Raw genomic sequence first — 19,764 nt, forward strand, 5'->3', positions numbered from 1 at the left:
GCCCGGGTGACTGATACTGGGTGGGTTATGGAATTCGTCATCCTTGCTGTAGTCATCGCCCTGGTCGCGGTCGGCGTGATCAGCGGGCTCGTGGTCAGCAGCCGCAAGAAGAAGCAGCTGCCCCCGGCACCGTCGAGCACGCCGACCATCACACCTCCCGCCGAGCCCCGTGTCGGCGAGGAGGCCGAAGAGCCGCGCGAGGAATCGCGCCGCACCATCGAGGACGTCGCGGCCCCGCCCGCCGAGGCCGGACCGGAGACCGCGGAGCCGGAGGCGCCCGCCGCCCCCGCGCTCGACGTCCCCGAGCCCACCGCCGGCCGGCTCGTCCGGCTGCGCGCCCGCCTCGCCCGCTCGCAGAACACCCTCGGCAAGGGGCTCCTCGCGCTCCTGTCCCGGGACAATCTGGACGAGGACACCTGGGAGGAGGTCGAGGACACCCTCCTCACCGCCGATGTCGGCGTCGTCCCCACCCAGGAGCTGGTCGAGCGCCTCCGCGAGCGCGTCCGCGTGCTCGGCACCCGCACGCCCGAGGAGCTGCGCGGCCTGCTCCGCGAGGAGCTGCTCGCCCAGCTCGGCACCGGCTTCGACCGCGCCGTGAAGACGGAGGGCGGCCTGGAGACCCCCGGCATCGTGATGGTCGTCGGCGTCAACGGCACCGGTAAGACCACCACCACCGGCAAGCTGGCCCGGGTGCTCGTCGCCGACGGCCGCAGCGTCGTGCTCGGCGCGGCCGACACCTTCCGCGCCGCCGCCGCCGACCAGCTCCAGACCTGGGGCGAGCGGGTCGGTGCCCGTACCGTGCGCGGCCCCGAGGGCGGCGACCCGGCGTCCATCGCCTTCGACGCCGTCAAGGAGGGCATCGCCGAGGGCGCCGACGTGGTGCTCATCGACACCGCCGGCCGGCTGCACACCAAGACCGGGCTCATGGACGAGCTGGGCAAGGTCAAGCGGGTCGTGGAGAAGCACGGCCCGCTGGACGAGGTGCTGCTCGTCCTGGACGCCACCACCGGGCAGAACGGCCTCGTGCAGGCGCGGGTCTTCGCCGAGGTGGTCGACATCACCGGCATCGTCCTCACCAAGCTGGACGGCACCGCCAAGGGCGGCATCGTCATCGCCGTCCAGCGCGAGCTGGGCGTCCCGGTCAAGCTCGTCGGACTCGGCGAGGGCCCGGACGACCTGGCCCCGTTCGAGCCGGAGGCGTTCGTGGACGCGCTGATCGGGGACTGACCCCCACTGGACAGCCTGGAAGCCCGGCCGCCGCGTGCGGCCGGGCTTCCTGCTGTGCGGACGGTACGCGGCTCAGCCGCAGGGCGCCGCCCACCGGTGGCAGAGGTACGCCAGCGTGCCCAGCAGCAGCCGGGCCTCCGGCGGCGTCGCGCTGTCGGGCCCCGGCGCCCGCAGCCAGCGGACCGGTCCGAGCCCGCCCCGGTCCGAGGGCGGCGCCGTGATGTGGCTGCCCGGGCCGAGCGCCCGCAGATCGAGCCCCGCGTCGTCCCAGCCCATCCGGTACAGCAGCCGGGGCAGCTCGTCGGCGGCCCCTGGCGCGACGAAGAACTGCGCCCGGCCCTGCGGGGTCACCGAGACCGGGCCCAGCGGCAGGCCCATCCGCTCCATCCGGACCAGGGCCCGGCGCCCGGCCCCCTCCGCCACGTCGAGCACGTCGAAGCTCCGGCCCACGGGGAGCATCAGCGAGGCGCCCGGCACCTCGGCCCAGGCGCGTGCCGCCGCGTCGAGCGTCGCCCCGGCGGGCACCTCCCGGGCGAACTCCAGCGGATGGGCGCCCGGGGCCGTGCAGCCGGGGGCCCCGCAGGAGCAGACGCCGCCCACCGCGCGGGCCCCGGGCACCACGGCCCAGCCCCACAGGCCGGTGTACTCCGCCACCTCCGTACCGCCGGCGGCGGCACGGGCGCGACGCCGTGCGCCGGTGCGCATCTCGCGGATTCCGATCGTGAAGCCCATGCCCCCTCCAACGGGTCCGGTTCGCCGGTGGTTACGACGAGGAGCGTGCAACCGCCCGCGCGCCCCCGGGCGCTTCCTCGCGCCCGTACGAATCGTCCTGTCAAGTGAATCGCGGCCCACGGGGGTGGCGTTCAATCGAAGGGGTGGCGAATGGTGGCGATTACGCAAAGGGCCTCGCGGGGCCCGTGATCGCAGGATTACCGTCGGTACACGAACCATGGAAGTATGTGCGCCCGTGGGTATGCCGCAGGCAACCCGGTTCTCTGTTCGATCGGGCCCAATGCCCGTACGGGCAACATGAGTTCGAGGCATTCTGATAATGCTTCGCGCGACACGTATTCGGCGGGATGGGGGCTTATCCGTGAGTGGCAGCGGCGCAGGCGAGACGAACGCCGGCAAGCGCCCGAACGGGCAACTGGGATCATGGTTCGTGCGCAGCGGCTGGTCGAAGGGCGAGCTGGCACGGCAGGTGAACCGCCGGGCGCGCCAGATGGGCGCCCACCACATCAGCACCGACACCTCCCGGGTGCGGCGCTGGCTGGACGGCGAGCAGCCGCGCGAGCCGATCCCGCGCATCCTGTCCGAGCTGTTCTCGGAGCGTTTCGGCAGCGTCGTCGCCGTCGAGGACCTGGGGCTGCGCACCCCGCACCAGGCACCCTCCGTGGCCGGTGTGGACCTGCCCTGGGCGGGCCCGCAGACCGTCGCCCTGCTCAGCGAGTTCTCGCGGAGCGACCTGATGCTCGCCCGCCGGGGCTTCCTCGGCAGCTCCCTCGCCCTCGCCGCCGGCCCCGCGCTCATCGAGCCCATGCAGCGCTGGCTGGTGCCGGTCGCGGCCGCCCCCGCCGCCGAACCGGAACCCGCCGCCGCCCGCCGTCCGTCGCGGCTCTCCGGACCCGAGCTGGACCTGCTGGAGTCGACCACCGCGATGTTCCGCTCGTGGGACGCGCAGTGCGGCGGCGGACTGCGCCGCAAGGCCGTCGTCGGCCAGCTCCACGAGGTCACCGACCTGCTCCAGGAGCCCCAGCCGGCCGCCACCTCCAAGCGCCTCTTCCGCTGCGCCGCCGAACTGGCCGAGCTGGCGGGCTGGATGAGCTACGACGTCGGCCTCCAGCCCACCGCCCAGAAGTACTTCGTGCTCGCCCTGCACGCCGCGAAGGAGGCCGGCGACAAGCCGCTCGGGTCGTACGTGCTGTCCAGCATGAGCCGGCAGATGATCCACCTCGGCCGCCCCGACGACGCCCTGGAGCTGATCCACCTCGCCCAGTACGGCAGCCGCGACTGCGCGACCCCGCGCACGCAGGCCATGCTGTACGCGATGGAGGCCCGCGCCTACGCCAACATGGGCCAGCCCAGCAAGTGCAAGCGGGCGGTCCGCATGGCCGAGGACACCTTCCTTGACGCCGGGGTCGACGGCGAGCCGGAGCCCGACTGGATCCGCTTCTTCTCCGAGGCCGAGCTCAACGGCGAGAACTCGCACTCGTTCCGGGACCTCGCCTACGTGGCCGGCCGCAGCCCCACGTACGCCTCGCTCGCCGAGCCCGTCATGGAGCGGGCGGTCCAGCTCTTCGGCGAGGACGACGAGCACCAGCGCTCCTACGCGCTCAACCTGATCGGCCTCGCCACCGTCCACCTCCTCAAGGGCGAGCCCGAGGCGTCCACCGCACCGGCCGAACGGGCTCTGCGCGTCGCCAGGAAGGTGCGCTCCGAGCGGGTCAACACCCGGCTCCGCAAGACCGTCGACACCGCCGCCAGGGACTACGGGGACGTGCCCGAGGTCGCCCGGCTCACCGAACTCCTCATCGAACAGCTGCCCGAGACCGTGGAAACCGTCTAGCGACGGCCACCGGGCCCTCAGACCCCGGCCACGACGATCACCCAGCACAGACCGACTTCGGCTCCCCCCATTGCCAGGTCAACGGGTGATCGCCGTGGCCGGTTCGTGTGGTCGTTCCCCTGCCGGAGCGTCGTAACCGCACCGTATGCGGCCCGGGCCGCAGAGTGGGCGCGAGCGTGGGTACGGCACGCGCGGTTCATGGGGACGTAACACGTCGCATCCCTTCGTCACTGCCGCGAAACATCGCGGCGCACCGGCCGAAACGGCGCTGGGCGAACCTCGTGGCTCATAACCGGCCCGCACGTTCCCCAGTGGTCCCGCAGTGGTTGTGCCCCCACCGCCCGCACGCGGCCGCACCGACGACGAGGAGACGCCGATGCCCCCAGGCATCACGACGCTTGCCGCAGACACCCCGACGCTGTCTGCCGCCAACACCGGCTTCATGCTCATCTGCTCGGCCCTGGTGATGCTCATGACCCCGGCCCTCGCCTTCTTCTACGGAGGCATGGTCCGCGTCAAGAGCACCCTCAACATGCTGATGATGAGCTTCATCAGCCTCGGGATCGTCACGGTCCTGTGGGTGCTGTACGGCTTCAGCCTCGCCTTCGGGACCGACGCCGGATCCGTCATCGGCTGGAGCCAGGACTTCCTCGGCCTCAGCGGGATCGGCGTCACGGAGCTCTGGGACGGCTACACCATCCCGGTCTACGTCTTCGCCGTGTTCCAGCTGATGTTCGCCGTCCTCACACCCGCGCTGATAAGCGGTGCCCTCGCCGACCGCGTCAAGTTCACCTCCTGGGCCCTGTTCATCACGCTGTGGGTCACCGTCGTCTACTTCCCGGTCGCGCACTGGGTGTGGGGCGCCGGCGGCTGGCTGTTCGAGCTCGGCGTCATCGACTTCGCCGGCGGTACGGCCGTCCACATCAACGCGGGTGCCGCCGCCCTCGGCGTGATCCTGGTGATCGGCAAGCGCGTCGGCTTCAAGAAGGACCCGATGCGGCCGCACAGCCTGCCGCTCGTCATGCTCGGCGCCGGTCTCCTCTGGTTCGGCTGGTTCGGCTTCAACGCCGGCTCCTGGCTCGGCAACGACGACGGCGTGGGCGCGGTCATGTTCGTCAACACCCAGGTCGCCACCGGTGCGGCGATGCTCGCCTGGCTCGCCTACGAGAAGATCCGCCACGGCGCCTTCACCACCCTCGGCGCCGCCTCCGGCGCGGTCGCCGGACTCGTCGCCATCACCCCGGCCGGCGGCGCGGTCAGCCCGCTCGGCGCCATCGCGGTCGGCGCCATCGCCGGTGTGCTGTGCGCCATGGCCGTCGGCCTCAAGTACAGGTTCGGCTACGACGACTCCCTGGACGTCGTCGGCGTCCACCTCGTCGGCGGCATCATCGGCTCCCTGCTCGTCGGCCTCTTCGCCACCGGAGGCGTCCAGTCCGACGCCAAGGGCCTCTTCTACGGCGGCGGGCTCGACCAGCTCGGCAAGCAGGCCGTCGGCGTCTTCGCGGTCCTCGCGTACTCTCTCGTCGTCTCCGCGCTCCTCGCCTTCCTGGTCGACAAGATCCTCGGGATGCGCGTGGACGAGGACGACGAGGTCTCCGGCATCGACCAGGTCGAACACGCCGAGACCGCGTACGACTTCAGCGGCGCCGGCGGCGGCGCGGCCTCCCGTTCCGCCACCCCCGCCCCCGGCCCGGCCGCCCCGACGAACAAGAAGGTGGACGCATGAAGCTCATCACCGCAGTCGTGAAGCCCCACCGCCTCGACGAGATCAAGGAAGCCCTCCAGGCGTTCGGCGTCCAGGGCCTCACCGTCACCGAGGCCAGCGGCTACGGACGTCAGCGCGGCCACACCGAGGTCTACCGGGGCGCCGAGTACACCGTCGACCTCGTCCCCAAGATCCGCATCGAGGTCCTGGTCGAGGACGAGGACGCCGAACAGCTCCTCGACGTCGTCGTCAAGGCCGCCCGCACCGGCAAGATCGGCGACGGCAAGGTCTGGACCGTCCCCGTCGAGTCCGCCGTCAGGGTCCGTACGGGCGAACGCGGCCCGGACGCCCTCTGACCGGCCCCCACCGACTGTTTCGCACGGTTCCGCACACGGAAAGGGCAGCTGGGTGACGAGCACCGAAGCGACCACCGAATCCGAGGACTCGCGCCCCAGCGGCTACGCGGCGGCCCGGCTGCGCCTTCTCCAGGAGAAGGAGCGGCCCGGGCCGCCGCGCCGTGCGGCCCTCGCCGCCCTCACCGACGACTGGCTCACCACCCTGTTCACCGGCGCCGCCCGGCACGCCGGTGTCCGGGGCGCCGCCCTCGTCGCCGTCGGCGGCTACGGCCGGGGCGAGCTCTCCCCGCGCAGCGACCTCGACCTCCTCCTGCTGCACGACGGCACCGCCGACGCCACGGCCGTCGCCGCCCTCGCCGACCGGATCTGGTACCCCGTCTGGGACCTGGGCCTCGCCCTCGACCACTCCGTACGCACCCCCGCCGAGGCCCGCGGGACCGCCGCCGACGACCTCAAGGCGCAGCTCGGACTGCTCGACGCCCGCCCCGTCGCCGGCGATCTCGGCCTCGTCGCCTCCCTGCGCACCGCGATCCTCGCCGACTGGCGCAACCAGGCACCCAAGCGCCTCCCGGACCTCCGGGAACTCTGCCGCGAACGCGCCGAACGCCACGGCGAACTGCGGTTCCTCCTCGAACCCGACCTCAAGGAGGCCCGCGGCGGCCTCCGCGACGTCACCGCCCTGCGCGCCGTTGCCGCCTCCTGGGTCGCCGACGCCCCCCGCGAAGGGCTCGCCGAGGCCCGCCGCGTCCTCCTCGACGCCCGCGACGCCCTCCACCTCACCACCGGCCGGGCCACCGACCGCCTCGCCCTCCAGGAACAGGACCAGGTCGCCCAGGCCCTCGGCCTCCTCGACGCCGACGCCCTGCTCCGCCAGGTCTACGAGGCCGCCCGCACCGTCGCGTACGCCGCCGACGTCACCTGGCGCGAGGTCGGCCGGGTCCTGCGCTCCCGCTCCGCCCGGCCCCGGCTGCGCGCCCTGCTCGGCGGCGGCCGGACCCCCGCCCCCGAGCGGACCCCGCTCGCCGACGGGGTCGTGGAGGCCGACGGCGAGGCCGTGCTCGCCCGCACCGCCCGGCCCGAACGCGACCCGGTGCTCGTCCTGCGCGCCGCCGCCGCGGCCGCCCAGTCCGGACTGCCGCTCTCCCGCCACGTCGTACGCCACCTCGCCACCACCGCCCAGCCGCTCCCGGTGCCCTGGCCGGCCGAGGCCCGCGAGGAACTGGCCACCCTCCTCGGCGCCGGCGAGGCCACCATCCCCGTCTGGGAGGCCCTGGAGGCCGAAGGGCTGATCACCCGCCTCCTGCCCGACTGGGAACGCGTCCACTGCCGCCCCCAGCGCAACCCCGTCCACACCTGGACCGTCGACCGCCACCTGGTCGAGACTGCCGTCCGCGCCGCCTCGCTCACCCGCCGCGTCGGCCGCCCCGACCTCCTCCTGGTCGCCGCCCTGCTGCACGACATCGGCAAGGGCTGGCCCGGCGACCACTCCGTCGCCGGTGAGGTCATCGCCCGCGACATGGCCGCCCGCATCGGCTTCGACCAGCACGACGTGGGCGTCATCGCCACCCTCGTACGCCACCACCTCCTGCTCATCGAGACCGCCACCCGGCGCGACCTGGACGACCCCGCCACCGTCCGCGCCGTCGCCGACGCCGTCGGCACCACCGCGACCCTGGAGCTCCTGCACGCACTCACCGAGGCCGACGCCCTGGCCACCGGGCCCGCCGCCTGGTCCGCCTGGCGCGCCTCCCTCGTCACCGCACTCGTCGAACGCGTCGCCCAGGTCCTGGCCGGGGAGGCCCCCGAGGAGCCCGGCCCCGCCGCCCCGAGCGCCGAGCAGGAACGCCTCGCGATCGAGGCGCTGCGCACCGGCACCCCCGTCCTCGCCCTGCACACCAGGACCGAGACCCCGCACGAGGAGGACGGCCCCGAACCCGTCGGCGTCGAACTCCTCATCGCGCTCCGCGACCGGCCCGGCGTGCTGCCCGCCGCCGCCGGCGTCCTCGCCCTGCACCGCCTCACCGTCCGCGCCGCCGACCTGCGCGCCGTGGAACTGCCCACGGAGCTGGGGGACTCCGCGGACCTGCTGCTGCTCAGCTGGCGGGTGGCCGCCGCATACGGCTCGCTGCCCCGTGCGGACCGGCTGCGCGCCGACCTCGTGCGCGCCCTGGACGGCACCCTGGACATCCCCGCCCGCCTCGCCGAGCGCGAGGCCGCCTACCCCCGGCGGCGCGGCATGAAGGCGCCACCTCCCCGGGTGACGGTCGCCCCGGCGGGCTCCCGGCTCGCCACGGTGATCGAGGTGCGCGCCCAGGACGCCCCCGGGCTGCTGCACCGCATCGGGCACGCGCTGGAGCGGAGCGCGGTACGGGTGCGGAGCGCGCACGTGTCGACGCTGGGGGCCAACGCGGTGGATGCCTTCTACGTCACGGACGCGGACGGGGAGCCGCTGACGGCGAAGCGGGCGGCGGAGCTGGTCCAGGAGGTCGAGAGGGCGCTCGGCTGAGACCGGAACCGGGCGAGGTCTTGGCGTTCTCCGGCGTCCGGATACCCTGGGAACCTACTGACCCGACCCGCCCCCGACCCTGAGGACCGACGAGCGCCGTGTTCGATACTCTCTCCGACCGCCTTGCCGCGACTTTCAAGAACCTCCGGGGCAAGGGCCGCTTGTCCGAGGCGGACATCGACGCCACGGCTCGCGAGATCCGTATCGCCCTGCTCGAAGCCGACGTGGCGCTGCCCGTCGTCCGGTCCTTCATCGCCAACGTCAAGGAGCGGGCGCGCGGCGTCGAGGTCTCCCAGGCGCTGAATCCGGCCCAGCAGGTCGTCAAGATCGTCAACGAGGAGCTCGTCTCCATCCTCGGCGGCGAGACCCGGCGGCTGCGGTTCGCCAAGAACCCGCCCACCGTGATCATGCTCGCCGGTCTCCAGGGCGCCGGTAAGACGACCCTCGCCGGAAAGCTCGGTCTCTGGCTCAAGGGCCAGGGCCACTCCCCGCTGCTCGTCGCCTGCGACCTCCAGCGCCCCAACGCCGTCAACCAGCTGAGCGTCGTCGCCGACCGTGCCGGTGTCGCGGTGTACGCCCCCGAGCCGGGCAACGGCGTCGGCGACCCGGTCCAGGTCGCCAAGGACTCCATCGAGTACGCGAAGACCAAGGTCCACGACATCGTGATCGTGGACACCGCCGGCCGCCTCGGCATCGACCAGGAGCTGATGCAGCAGGCCGCGGACATCCGCGACGCCGTCAGCCCGGACGAGATCCTGTTCGTGGTCGACGCGATGATCGGTCAGGACGCGGTCAACACCGCCGAGGCGTTCCGCGACGGCGTCGGCTTCGACGGCGTGGTGCTCTCCAAGCTCGACGGTGACGCCCGCGGTGGTGCCGCCCTGTCGATCGCCCACGTCACGGGCAAGCAGATCATGTTCGCGTCGAACGGCGAGAAGCTGGACGACTTCGACGCGTTCCACCCGGACCGCATGGCGTCCCGGATCCTCGACATGGGCGACCTGCTCACCCTGATCGAGCAGGCGGAGAAGACCTTCAGCCAGGAAGAGGCCGCCAAGATGGCCTCCAAGCTGGCGTCCAGCAAGGGCAAGGACTTCACGTTCGACGACTTCCTGGCGCAGATGGAGCAGGTCAGGAAGATGGGCTCCATCTCCAAGCTGCTCGGCATGCTGCCCGGCATGGGGCAGATCAAGGACCAGATCAACAACATCGACGAGCGCGACATCGACCGCATGGCCGCGATCATCAAGTCGATGACCCCGAAGGAGCGCGCCGACCCGACGATCATCAACGGCTCGCGCCGGGCCCGTATCGCCAAGGGCTCCGGCTCCGAGGTCTCCGCCGTCAAGGGGCTGGTCGAGCGGTTCTTCGAGGCCCGCAAGATGATGTCGAAGATGGCGCAGGGCGGCGGCATGCCGGGGATGCCCGGGATGCCGGGCATGGGCGGCGGTCCGGGCCGGCAGAAGAAGCAGGTCAAGCAGGCCAAGGGCAAGCGCAAGAGCGGCAACCCGATGAAGCGCAAGGCCGAGGAGCAGGCCGCGGCCGCCCGCCGCGAGGCCGCGCAGAACGGCGTCCCCGGTCTCCCGGCCGGCCAGGACGCCCAGAACTTCGAGCTGCCGGACGAGTTCAAGAAGTTCATGGGCTGACGCTCGCTCCACGTCATGCCGGAGGGGCGCTCACCGTATGCGGTGGGCCCCCCTCCGGCGTACGTTCACGTCGTGCAGACCAGGTACCGGAACACGTTGGACATCCACACCGTGCCGTCCGGGCGCCGGTGCGGGTGCAGGGCCTCCGTGAGCTCCTTCTCCACCTGCCACCGGTCCGTCGCCCGGACCGCCGCCTCGAACAGCCGGGTCGACAGCAGGCCGCGTACCGCGCTGTCCATGTCCGCGTAGCCGAACGGGCAGGCCACCCGGCCGGAGCCGTCCGGCCGCAGCCCGGACCGGAACGCCACGTCCTCCAGATCGTCGCGGCGCGGTCCGCGCCAGCCCCCGCCCGGTCCGCGCCCGTCGTCGGCGAGCCGCCCGGCCACCCGGAGCACCGCCTCGGTGGCGCACCGCTCCGGCGGACCCCAGCCGGTCAGCACGACCGTGGCGCGCCGGTCCGCCGACGGCACGGCGGTCTCCAGCGCCCGCACCAGATTCTCGCCGTCGCCCGCCTCGCAGCCGATCGGGGTGAACGCGGTGATCAGGTTGTGCGGCCCGTCGTCCGCCGCGGCGGACACGGCGTCCGTGAGCAGCGGGGCGCCGGCCGGCGCCCCGCGGTCCTCCGGCGCGGGCGACAGCCGGGCCCGGGCGAGGGCGAGCCGGTCGGGGTCGGTGTCCACGCCGGTGACCCCGGCGCCCCGGCCCACGGCCATCAGCAGCGCCAGGCCGGAGCCGCAGCCGAGCGAGAGCATCCGCGTGGCGGGCCCCACCTCCAGCCGCGTGTACACCGCTTCGTACAGCGGTGCCAGCATGCGTTCCTGGATCTCCGCCCAGTCGCGGGCGCGCGAGGCGCCGTCCGCGGGGGCGGACGACTCCGTGTGCCGGTGGTGCCGAACGAGCGTTGGTGTCATGGAATGCGCCCCAATCCGCCGAGGTTGCCGGTTCTGCCGATCGGTCGTGCCCGAGTGGACGGCCGTCCCGTCCGTGACGCGCGCTTCCCCCGTATGCCAGAGAACTGCGCATCGGGCGCCGCGTCCAGAGGTCTGCGGGGCGTGGTTGTCCGCACTGCCGTCCGGCGCACGACGGCACCGGCGCACCCGGACGGCGGGGACGCCCCGGGGGGTTCGTCCCGTCCTCCGCCGGTCCCAGTCTCACCCGGCGCGCCGGTGGAGGCACGTCGAGCACGTCAGGGCGGTGCGGGTACCCTCGGCCCCTGCCGTCCGTGCCCGGAGGGGGCGCGCACCGCGTCTACGCGCGCAGGCGTACGCGCCGCTACGTACCGGCTTGGTGCGAGCTGTGAGGCTTCTCCGCAGATCAGCGCACCCGCCCTCGTCGCGACGCATGAAGGTCAACCGACTGGTACGTGCAAAATATTTGGGATGGCCCGGAATCGGAACACCGAGGGCCCCGCGCTCGTTGGTCACGACGTGAGCACGACACCACCTGTACTTGCCGCAGAGCTGGCGCAGGCGTGGGCCGATATTCAGCGGTACCACCCCGAGCTGCCCGATCTCGCCGCACCCGAGTCCCTGATCGGAGAGTCCTCGTCCGCCTGTGGCGCCGAACTCTCCTTCGAGCGACTGCTCCACGAGGCAGTCCACGGCATCGCCGCCGCCCGAGGTGTCCGCGACACCTCGCGCGCCGGCCGTTACCACAACCGACGATTCCTGGCGATCGCCGAGGAGCTGGGCCTCGACCATGCCGAGGAGCCCCATCCCAGCAGCGGCTTCTCGCTGGTCACCCTCAACCCCGAGGCCAAGCGGCGCTACCGGCCGACGACGGAACGGCTTCAGCGCGCCCTCAAGGCGCACACCGTGGCCACCGCCGCCGACACCAAGCGCTCCTTCCGCGGCCCTGCCGCCCGGCACGGCTCCTCCGGAGGGGGCGTGCGGGTCAAGGCCGTCTGCGACTGCGGCCGCAACGTGCGCGTGGTCCCCTCGGTCCTCGCCCAGGCGCCGATCGTCTGCGGCGGCTGCGGAAAACCGTTCAGGATCCCGGAGCCCGCGGTCGCGGTGGGGTGAGCCGATGGGGTGTGGCACAATGGCTAGCTGTACTCGACAGTCGCACAGGACCCCTCTCTCCTCCGGCTGACGCGTCCATCGGGCACCCGAGTACCGCAACCCCACGTGGCATTTTCGTTGTGCCCAACCACGTCATAGACCAGGAGACACCACTTCCGTGGCAGTCAAGATCAAGCTGAAGCGTCTGGGCAAGATCCGTTCGCCTCACTACCGCATCGTCGTCGCCGACTCCCGTACCCGCCGTGACGGCCGGGCCATCGAGGAGATCGGTCTGTACCACCCGGTGCAGAACCCGTCGCGCATCGAGGTCAACTCGGAGCGTGCGCAGTACTGGCTGTCCGTCGGCGCCCAGCCGACCGAGCCGGTTCTCGCGATCCTGAAGCTCACCGGCGACTGGCAGGCGCACAAGGGCCTCCCGGCCCCCGCGCCGCTGCTGCAGCCGGAGCCCAAGGCCGACAAGCGCGCCCTGTTCGAGGCCCTCGCCGGCGACGGTGAGGAGTCGAAGGGCGAGGCCATCACGCCGAAGGCGAAGAAGGCCGACAAGAAGGCGGACGAGGCTGCTGCCGCCTCCGCCGAGTCGACCGAGGCCTGAGCATGCTCGAGGAGGCTCTCGAGCACCTCGTGAAAGGCATCGTCGACAACCCCGACGATGTGCAGGTCGCCTCGCGCAACCTGCGCCGTGGCCGTGTGCTCGAGGTCCGGGTCCACCCCGACGACCTCGGCAAGGTGATCGGCCGCAACGGCCGCACCGCACGCGCGCTGCGTACCGTCGTGGGCGCCATCGGCGGCCGTGGCATCCGCGTCGACCTCGTCGATGTGGACCAGGTTCGCTGAAAGAGTTGAACACCGGCACGGGCCGGGGAGGGCCGAGCGCCCGCCCCGGCCCGTCGTCGTACGACAGGAGAGACACAAGGTGCAGTTGGTAGTCGCGCGGATCGGTCGCGCCCACGGCATCAAGGGCGAGGTCACCGTCGAGGTGCGTACGGACGAGCCGGAGCTGCGGCTCGCGCCCGGCGCCGTCCTGGCCACCGACCCCGCCACGGCGGGCCCGCTGACGATCGAGACCGGCCGGGTGCACAGCGGCAGGCTGCTGCTGCGCTTCGAGGGCGTGAAGGACCGCACGGGCGCCGAGGCGCTGCGCAACACCCTGCTGATCGCCGACGTCGACCCGGCGGAGCTCCCCGAGGACCCCGAGGAGTTCTACGACCACCAGCTGATGGACCTGGACGTGGTCCTCGCCGACGGCACCGAGATCGGCCGGATCACCGAGATCACGCACCTGCCCTCGCAGGACCTCTTCATCGTGGAGCGGCCGGACGGCAGCGAGGTGATGATCCCGTTCGTGGAGGAGATCGTCGCCGAGATCGACCTGGAGGAGCAGCGCGCGGTGATCACCCCGCCGCCCGGCCTGATCGACGCGAGCGAGGCGGTCGTCGCCTCCGCGCGCGAGGAGGAGGCCGGGACCGAGGGGTCCGCGCCGAAGGCCGAGGACGCCTGATGCGGCTCGACGTCGTCACGATCTTCCCCGAGTACCTGGAACCGCTGAACGTCTCCCTGGTCGGCAAGGCCCGCACGGCCGGCCGCCTCGACGTCCATGTGCACGACCTCCGCGACTGGACGTACGACCGGCACAACACCGTGGACGACACCCCGTACGGCGGTGGCCCCGGCATGGTCATGAAGACCGAGCCCTGGGGCGAAGCCCTGGACGAGGCCCTGGCGGACGGATACGAGGCCGGTGCGCACTCCCCGGTCCTCGTGGTGCCCACGCCGAGCGGCCGGCCGTTCACCCAGGAACTGGCCGTCGAGCTCTCCGAGCGGCCCTGGCTGGTCTTCACCCCGGCGCGCTACGAGGGCATCGACCGGCGCGTGACCGAGGAGTACGGCACCCGGATGCGGGTGGTCGAGGTGTCCATCGGCGATTACGTGCTGGCGGGCGGGGAGGCCGCGGTGCTGGTGATCACCGAGGCGGTGGCCCGGCTGCTGCCCGGCGTCCTCGGCAACGCGGCCTCGCACCAGGACGACTCCTTCGCCCCCGGCGCGATGGCCAATCTGCTGGAGGGCCCGGTCTACACCAAGCCGCCCGAGTGGCGCGGCCGGGGGATCCCCGATGTGCTGCTCAGCGGCCACCACGGGCGGATCGCCCGCTGGCGGCGGGACGAGGCGCTGCGGCGTACGGCCGCCAACCGGCCCGATCTGATCGAGCGGTGCGAGGCGTCCGCCTTCGACAAGAAGGACCGCGAGATGCTCTCCATCCTCGGCTGGTCCCCGGAACCGGGTGGCCGATTTTGGCGCAGGCCCGAGGCCGTGGAAGAATAGGCCGCTGCTGTCCGTCCGGCGTGCGCCCCTGCCACAGGGGGACACGACGCCCGTCCGACGCGATCGGCCCCTAGCATTCATCACTCTCCCGTCGATGACCTGTGGCATCGGCGAAGAAAGCAGACAACATGGCTTCCCTGCTCGACGACGTCAATGCCGCGTCGCTGCGGTCCGACATCCCGGCCTTCCGCCCGGGTGACACGGTCAACGTTCACGTCCGCGTGATCGAGGGCAACCGCTCCCGTGTCCAGCAGTTCAAGGGCGTCGTCATCCGCCGCCAGGGCGCGGGCGTCAGCGAGACCTTCACGGTCCGCAAGGTCTCCTTCAGCGTCGGCGTCGAGCGCACCTTCCCGGTGCACAGCCCGATCTTCGAGAAGATCGAGCTCGTGACCCGCGGTGACGTCCGTCGCGCCAAGCTGTACTTCCTCCGTGAGCTGCGCGGCAAGGCCGCGAAGATCAAGGAGAAGCGCGACCGCTGAGCTGACTGCCTCGTCCACAGGGTGTCCGGTTAAGCTCTGGCCCCGATGGACACGCAAGCAGAACTCCAGGAGCGCGATCTCTCCTCCGCACCCGATCCGGGTCCGGGGGAGGGGTCGCGCTCTTCGCGTGTCCGCGGCTGGCTCGCCCGACTCGGGGCGTGGCGGCTGTCCTGGCGGGGGACGCTCGGGCTCGGCGCCGTCTGCGCGGTCTTCGTGCTTCTCTTCAGCACCTTCGTGGTGCAGCCCTTCCTGATCCCCAGCGGTTCGATGGAGCAGACGCTCCGGGTGGGCGACCGGGTGCTCGTGAACAAACTCGCGTACCGCTTCGGTGCCGTCCCGCGCCGCGGCGACGTGGTGGTCTTCGACGGCACCGGCTCGTTCGTACGCGAGGGGGCGGAGCAGAACCCCGTCACCGCGCTGCTGCACGGGGCCGCCGCGTCGCTCGGGCTCGCCGAGCCCGCCGAGACCGACTTCGTGAAGCGGGTGGTGGGCGTGGGGGGCGACCGGGTGGTCTGCTGCGACGTCCGGGGCCGGATCGAGGTGAACGGCCGGCCGCTGGACGAGGACTACCTCTTCCCCGGGGACGCGCCCTCCAAGGTGCCCTTCGACATCGTGGTGCCGGAGGGCACCCTGTGGATGATGGGCGACCACCGCGCCCGGTCCCGGGACTCCCGCGACCACCTGGGGGAGCCGGGCGGCGGCATGGTGCCGGTGGAGCGGGTGATCGGGCGGGTCGACTGGTTCGGCTGGCCGCTCGGCCGGGTGGGCTCGCTGCCGGGGACCGCCGCCTTCGACTCCGTACCGGCGCCCGGCCCGTCCCATGGGTAGCCACGGGCGCCACGGCGCCCCTGCCGCGGACGAAGGGCCGCGCTCGCTGCCCACCCGGGCGGAGCGGCGCAAGCTCGCCCGCAAGGTGAAGCGCAAGCGGCGCGGATCGGCCGTACGGGAGATCCCGCTGCTGATCACGGTGGCGCTGCTGATCGCGCTCGTCCTCAAGACCTTCCTCGTGCAGGCGTTCGTGATCCCGTCCGGGTCGATGGAGCAGACCATCCGGATCGGTGACCGGGTGCTCGTGGACAAGCTGACGCCCTGGTTCGGCTCGAAGCCGCAGCGCGGCGACGTCGTGGTCTTCCGGAACCCGTCGGACTGGCCGCCGCCGAACCCGGAGAGCTCCGGGGAGTCACCCGTCGTCGTGAAGCAGGTGAAGCAGGTGCTCACCTTCGTCGGGCTGCTGCCGTCGGACGACGAGCAGGACCTGATCAAGCGGGTCGTGGCCGTCGGCGGCGACACCGTGAAGTGCTGCGCGTCGGACGGAAGGCTCCTCGTCAACGGCGTGGCGGTCGAGGAACCGTACGTCTATCCCGGGGATTCACCCTCCACCATCAAATTCGAGGTAAAGGTTCCTGAGGGCCGCCTCTTCGTCATGGGGGACCACCGCTCCAATTCCGCCGATTCGCGCTTCCACATGGACAAGACGGCGAACGGCACGATCTCAGAGGACGCGGTCGTGGGACGGGCGAAATGGATCGTCTGGCCCTTCGGGCACTGGACCGGTCTCGAGGAGCGCTCGGCGTTCGCCTCGGTCCCGGACGCGCGCGCCGGTACGGGGGGCGCCTCGGGGCCGTCGAATAGTGTGTCCAGTGATCCAGGCGGATCGATCCGGCTCCCGACCCCTGCGGAACTCCCGCTCGTTATGGGAGTGGTGGGCCTGCGTCGGCTAGGACGCGGGCGGTGGCACGGAGTAAGGAGTGGATGTGGGGGATTTGGCGGTCGGCGCACGATCCGGACACGACGAACCCGAGGACCGGCCGGGCCGTTCGGCGTATTCCGAGTCCGCCGGTGCGGCGGAGGACGGGACGACGGTGAGCGGTACGGAAGGTGACGGCGGCACGTCCGGGGGCAGCACGGCCCGGAAGAAGAATCCCCGCCCGTTCTGGAAGGAGCTGCCGCTCCTCATCGGCGTCGCCCTGGTTTTGGCGCTGCTGATCAAGACGTTTCTGGTGCAGGCGTTCTCGATTCCGTCGGACTCGATGCAGAACACGTTGCAGCGGGGCGACCGGGTCCTGGTGGACAAGCTGACGCCGTGGTTCGGGTCGGAGCCGGAGCGCGGCGAGGTCGTCGTCTTCCACGACCCGGGCGGCTGGCTGGAGGACAGCCAGGCCCCCGAGCCGAACGCGGTGCAGAAGTTCCTCAGCTTCATCGGTCTGATGCCCTCGGCCGAGGAGAAGGACCTGATCAAGCGGGTCATCGCGGTCGGCGGTGACACCGTGGAGTGCAAGAAGGGCGGCCCGGTCCAGGTCAACGGCAAGGCGCTGGACGACAAGTCCTTCATCTTCGAGGGCAACAGCGCCTGCGACGACGAGCCGTTCGGGCCGATCAAGGTGCCCAAGGGCCGGATCTGGGTCATGGGCGACCACCGGCAGAACTCCCTGGACTCGCGCTACCACCAGAACCTGCCGGGCGGCGGCACCGTCTCCAACGACGAGGTGGTCGGCCGGGCCATCGTGATCGCGTGGCCGGTCAGCCGCTGGGCGACCCTCCCGGTCCCGAAGACCTTCGACCAGCCCGGCATCAACGCCGCCGCCGCGGCGGCCCCCGGAGTGATCGGTCTCGCGGGTGCGGTGCCCCTGGTGCTCTGGCGCAGGCGGCGCCGAACCACGACCGCCGGCACAGTGAGGAACGACGCGTGAGCGACCTGGCAGACGGAGCACGGTCCGGGCAGGAGCGGTCCGCGGAACCTTCCGGCGTCGCGCCTTCCGACATCGACCCTTCCGGCGTCGAGCCTTCCGCCTCTGAGCCGGAGGCCGGCGCGGACAGCGGAACCGACGGCACCGCCGGCAAGAAGAAGAGCAATCGCCCGTTCTGGAAGGAGCTGCCGCTCCTCATCGGCATCGCGCTGGTCCTGGCACTGTTCATCAAGACGTTTCTGGTGCAGGCGTTCTCGATTCCGTCGGACTCGATGCAGAACACGTTGCAGCGGGGCGACCGGGTCCTGGTGGACAAGCTGACGCCGTGGTTCGGGTCGGAGCCGGAGCGCGGCGAGGTCGTCGTCTTCCACGACCCGGACGGCTGGCTGAGGGACGAGCCGACCCCCAGGCCCAACGCCGCTCAGAAGTTCCTGAGCTTCGTCGGGCTGATGCCGTCCGCCGAGGAGAAGGACCTGATCAAGCGGACGATCGCGGTCGCCGGTGACACCGTGGAGTGCAAGAAGGGCGGCCCGGTCGAGGTCAACGGCAAGGCGCTCACCGAGCCCTACGTCTTCCCCGGCAACAGCGCCTGCGACGACATGCCCTTCGGGCCGTTCAAGGTGCCGGACGGCAAGATCTGGGTGATGGGCGACCACCGCCAGGACTCGGCGGACTCCCGCTACCACACCGACGACGTGAACAAGGGCTTCGTGCCGGTGAGCCAGGTCGTGGGCCGGGCCGTGGTCGTCGCGTGGCCCGTGAACCGCTGGTCCGTGCTGTCCGTCCCGGACACCTTCGACCAGCCCGGGATCAGCGCCGCGGCCGGCGCCGCACCGGGCGCCCTGGGGGTCGCGGGCGCGCTGCCGCTCGTGCTGCGGCGCAGGCGGAGGCTGACCGCCGGGCGTACTGCCGGGTAGGGTGCCGACGCGGATCAGCGATTGTCGATCTCCGATGGGGGATGCCGGTATGGGTGCAACAGGTCGTACGGACGACGGCCGCGGCCGGCTCGGCAGCAGGCTCTCCGGGGCGGCGGTGGCCCTCGGCTGCCTGCTCTTCCTCGGCGGCTTCGTCTGGGGCGCGCTCGTCTACCAGCCGTACACGGTGCCCACCGGGTCGATGACCCCGACGGTCGAGGCGGGCGACAAGGTCCTCGCGCAGCGCGTGGACGGCAGCGAGGTCCGGCGCGGTGACGTCGTGGTGTTCAACGACCCGGAGTGGGGCAACACCCCCATGGTGAAGCGGGTCGTCGGGGTCGGCGGCGACAAGGTCGCCTGCTGCGGCGAGGACGGCCGCCTCACGGTCAACGGCATACCCATCGACGAACCGTATCTGCGGTCGCCCGGCAGCGCCTCGGCCCAGGACTTCACCGCCGAGGTCCCCAAGGGGCAGCTCTTCCTGCTGGGCGACGACCGCACGGTCTCGCTGGACTCCCGGGTCCACCTGGAGGACGCCATGCACGGCTCGGTGCCCCGGTCCGCCGTGGAGTCCAGGGTCGACGCCGTCGCCTGGCCGCTGGGCTCCATGATCGACCGGCCCGAGGCGTTCGCCGCGCTGCCGGGCGGCATCTCGTCGGCCGGGCCGCTGGGGATCCAGCTGACCGCCATGGCGGTGGGCGTCGTGCTCATCCTGGGCGGGGCGGCGTACGGTCCGCTCGCGGCCCGTGCCGCCCGGCCGAAGCGGAGTGCGGAGCCCGAGGCGGCCGCGCATGTCCGCTGAGGTGCGCAGGGTCGCCCGCCTGGTGCTCCTCGATCCGGACGACCGGATCCTGCTGATGCACGGCTTCGAACCGGAGGACCCGGCCCGCACCTGGTGGTTCACCCCGGGCGGCGGCCTGGAGGGCGACGAGACGCACGAGCGGGCCGCGCTGCGCGAGCTGGCCGAGGAGACCGGGATCACCGACGCCGAACTGGGCCCGGTGATCTGGCGGCGCCGGTGCTCCTTCACCTTCGACGGCCGGCTGTGGGACCAGGACGAGTGGTATTTCCTGGCCCGTACCGCACAGACCGCCACGGACACCAGCGGCCACACGTGGCTGGAACGCCGCAGTGTCGCGGGGCTGAGGTGGTGGACCTACGCCGAACTGTCGGCGGCGCGTGAGACGGTGTACCCCACCGGGCTCGCCGACCTGCTCCGGAGGCTGCTCGACGAGGGTCCTCCGCGTACGCCGGTGGACCTGGCCCCCGGAAGCGGCTGAGCGGCCGGGGCGCCGGAGTCCGGCGCACAATGGGGAAACGCACGGCTGAAGGGGAACA

Annotated in this window: 20 protein-coding genes; 18 read left to right on the plus strand and 2 right to left on the minus strand. The window is 72.1% G+C overall.

What is annotated here, in order from left to right:
• Nucleotides 1-27: 27 nt before the first annotated feature.
• On the plus strand, nt 28-1,227 hold the full coding sequence (gene ftsY, locus ACN6LM_RS19870; RefSeq protein ID WP_445066725.1) for a signal recognition particle-docking protein FtsY: 1,200 nt from the start codon (nt 28-30) through the stop codon (nt 1,225-1,227).
• A gap of 72 nt (nt 1,228-1,299) precedes the next feature.
• Here ftsY and ACN6LM_RS19875 read toward each other — a convergent pair whose 3' ends face one another.
• The gene (locus ACN6LM_RS19875) at nt 1,300-1,959 is read right to left on the minus strand and encodes a bifunctional DNA primase/polymerase (RefSeq protein ID WP_445066726.1); all 660 of its coding nucleotides are present in this window, start codon (nt 1,957-1,959) and stop codon (nt 1,300-1,302) included.
• Between the two features lie 361 nt (nt 1,960-2,320).
• On the opposite strand from ACN6LM_RS19875, the gene nsdA reads away from it, so the two are divergent.
• From nsdA to ffh, 5 genes are all read left to right on the plus strand, one after another.
• A complete protein-coding gene (nsdA, locus tag ACN6LM_RS19880) occupies nt 2,321-3,793 on the plus strand; it encodes a transcriptional repressor NsdA (protein ID WP_445066727.1) in 1,473 nt (490 codons plus the stop codon).
• Nucleotides 3,794-4,169: 376 nt separating this feature from the next.
• Complete coding sequence (locus ACN6LM_RS19885) at nt 4,170-5,519, plus strand: ammonium transporter (RefSeq protein ID WP_445066728.1); 1,350 nt, start codon at nt 4,170-4,172, stop codon at nt 5,517-5,519.
• Entirely contained in the window at nt 5,516-5,854 is a 339-nt protein-coding gene (locus tag ACN6LM_RS19890; protein WP_445066729.1) for a P-II family nitrogen regulator, read from the plus strand. Before ACN6LM_RS19885 ends, ACN6LM_RS19890 begins: the two co-directional genes overlap by 4 nt.
• A gap of 52 nt (nt 5,855-5,906) precedes the next feature.
• Nucleotides 5,907-8,360 (plus strand): [protein-PII] uridylyltransferase, encoded by a 2,454-nt coding sequence (locus tag ACN6LM_RS19895; RefSeq protein ID WP_445066730.1) that lies wholly within the window; start codon nt 5,907-5,909, stop codon nt 8,358-8,360.
• 98 nt (nt 8,361-8,458) lie between these two features.
• Nucleotides 8,459-10,006: a signal recognition particle protein gene (gene ffh / locus ACN6LM_RS19900; protein ID WP_445066731.1), complete on the plus strand. Its 1,548-nt coding sequence runs from the start codon at nt 8,459-8,461 to the stop codon at nt 10,004-10,006.
• A 65-nt stretch (nt 10,007-10,071) separates the two neighbouring features.
• Here the strand turns inward: ffh and ACN6LM_RS19905 are convergent, their stop codons facing one another.
• A complete protein-coding gene (locus ACN6LM_RS19905) occupies nt 10,072-10,917 on the minus strand; it encodes an SAM-dependent methyltransferase (RefSeq protein ID WP_445066732.1) in 846 nt (281 codons plus the stop codon).
• A gap of 516 nt (nt 10,918-11,433) precedes the next feature.
• Between ACN6LM_RS19905 and ACN6LM_RS19910 the strand changes: the two genes are divergently transcribed.
• From ACN6LM_RS19910 to ACN6LM_RS19965, 12 genes are all read left to right on the plus strand, one after another.
• Entirely contained in the window at nt 11,434-12,027 is a 594-nt protein-coding gene (locus ACN6LM_RS19910; RefSeq protein ID WP_445066733.1) for a hypothetical protein, read from the plus strand.
• 157 nt (nt 12,028-12,184) lie between these two features.
• Nucleotides 12,185-12,619 carry a 30S ribosomal protein S16 gene (rpsP, locus tag ACN6LM_RS19915; protein ID WP_164400952.1) on the plus strand — a complete coding sequence of 145 codons (435 nt, stop codon included), beginning with the start codon at nt 12,185-12,187 and terminating at the stop codon, nt 12,617-12,619.
• Between the two features lie 2 nt (nt 12,620-12,621).
• Entirely contained in the window at nt 12,622-12,861 is a 240-nt protein-coding gene (locus ACN6LM_RS19920) for an RNA-binding protein (protein ID WP_005311361.1), read from the plus strand.
• Nucleotides 12,862-12,940: 79 nt separating this feature from the next.
• Nucleotides 12,941-13,525: a ribosome maturation factor RimM gene (gene rimM, locus ACN6LM_RS19925; RefSeq protein ID WP_445066734.1), complete on the plus strand. Its 585-nt coding sequence runs from the start codon at nt 12,941-12,943 to the stop codon at nt 13,523-13,525.
• Nucleotides 13,525-14,346, plus strand: a complete 822-nt coding sequence (gene trmD, locus ACN6LM_RS19930; RefSeq protein WP_445066735.1) for a tRNA (guanosine(37)-N1)-methyltransferase TrmD — start codon at nt 13,525-13,527, stop codon at nt 14,344-14,346. Before rimM ends, trmD begins: the two co-directional genes overlap by 1 nt.
• A 128-nt stretch (nt 14,347-14,474) precedes the next feature.
• A complete protein-coding gene (gene rplS, locus ACN6LM_RS19935) occupies nt 14,475-14,825 on the plus strand; it encodes a 50S ribosomal protein L19 (protein ID WP_164400955.1) in 351 nt (116 codons plus the stop codon).
• Nucleotides 14,826-14,870: 45 nt separating this feature from the next.
• Nucleotides 14,871-15,653 carry a signal peptidase I gene (lepB, locus tag ACN6LM_RS19940; protein ID WP_445066736.1) on the plus strand — a complete coding sequence of 261 codons (783 nt, stop codon included), beginning with the start codon at nt 14,871-14,873 and terminating at the stop codon, nt 15,651-15,653.
• Nucleotides 15,646-16,707, plus strand: a complete 1,062-nt coding sequence (gene lepB, locus ACN6LM_RS19945; RefSeq protein WP_445066737.1) for a signal peptidase I — start codon at nt 15,646-15,648, stop codon at nt 16,705-16,707. The genes lepB (ACN6LM_RS19940) and lepB (ACN6LM_RS19945) overlap by 8 nt, the downstream gene beginning before the upstream one ends.
• Nucleotides 16,589-17,515, plus strand: coding sequence for a signal peptidase I (lepB, locus tag ACN6LM_RS19950; protein ID WP_445066748.1), 927 nt, complete (start codon nt 16,589-16,591; stop codon nt 17,513-17,515). Before lepB (ACN6LM_RS19945) ends, lepB (ACN6LM_RS19950) begins: the two co-directional genes overlap by 119 nt.
• Complete coding sequence (lepB, locus tag ACN6LM_RS19955) at nt 17,512-18,429, plus strand: signal peptidase I (RefSeq protein ID WP_445066738.1); 918 nt, start codon at nt 17,512-17,514, stop codon at nt 18,427-18,429. The genes lepB (ACN6LM_RS19950) and lepB (ACN6LM_RS19955) overlap by 4 nt, the downstream gene beginning before the upstream one ends.
• A gap of 49 nt (nt 18,430-18,478) precedes the next feature.
• A complete protein-coding gene (gene lepB / locus ACN6LM_RS19960; RefSeq protein WP_445066739.1) occupies nt 18,479-19,228 on the plus strand; it encodes a signal peptidase I in 750 nt (249 codons plus the stop codon).
• Nucleotides 19,218-19,706: an NUDIX hydrolase gene (locus tag ACN6LM_RS19965; RefSeq protein ID WP_445066740.1), complete on the plus strand. Its 489-nt coding sequence runs from the start codon at nt 19,218-19,220 to the stop codon at nt 19,704-19,706. The genes lepB (ACN6LM_RS19960) and ACN6LM_RS19965 overlap by 11 nt, the downstream gene beginning before the upstream one ends.
• Nucleotides 19,707-19,764 lie beyond the last annotated feature (58 nt).

This window comes from Streptomyces sp. SAS_281, assembly GCF_052542855.1.

Coding starts and splice junctions, on each gene's coding strand:
- lepB (WP_445066737.1), top strand. CDS start 15,646: ATGGGTAGCCACGGGCGCCACGGCGCCCCTGCCGCGGACGAAGGGCCG.
- ftsY (WP_445066725.1), top strand. CDS start 28: ATGGAATTCGTCATCCTTGCTGTAGTCATCGCCCTGGTCGCGGTCGGC.
- ACN6LM_RS19875 (WP_445066726.1), bottom strand. CDS start 1,959: ATGGGCTTCACGATCGGAATCCGCGAGATGCGCACCGGCGCACGGCGT.
- rplS (WP_164400955.1), top strand. CDS start 14,475: ATGGCTTCCCTGCTCGACGACGTCAATGCCGCGTCGCTGCGGTCCGAC.
- ACN6LM_RS19885 (WP_445066728.1), top strand. CDS start 4,170: ATGCCCCCAGGCATCACGACGCTTGCCGCAGACACCCCGACGCTGTCT.
- trmD (WP_445066735.1), top strand. CDS start 13,525: ATGCGGCTCGACGTCGTCACGATCTTCCCCGAGTACCTGGAACCGCTG.
- ACN6LM_RS19905 (WP_445066732.1), bottom strand. CDS start 10,917: ATGACACCAACGCTCGTTCGGCACCACCGGCACACGGAGTCGTCCGCC.
- lepB (WP_445066736.1), top strand. CDS start 14,871: ATGGACACGCAAGCAGAACTCCAGGAGCGCGATCTCTCCTCCGCACCC.
- ACN6LM_RS19890 (WP_445066729.1), top strand. CDS start 5,516: ATGAAGCTCATCACCGCAGTCGTGAAGCCCCACCGCCTCGACGAGATC.
- lepB (WP_445066739.1), top strand. CDS start 18,479: ATGGGTGCAACAGGTCGTACGGACGACGGCCGCGGCCGGCTCGGCAGC.
- ACN6LM_RS19965 (WP_445066740.1), top strand. CDS start 19,218: ATGTCCGCTGAGGTGCGCAGGGTCGCCCGCCTGGTGCTCCTCGATCCG.
- ACN6LM_RS19920 (WP_005311361.1), top strand. CDS start 12,622: ATGCTCGAGGAGGCTCTCGAGCACCTCGTGAAAGGCATCGTCGACAAC.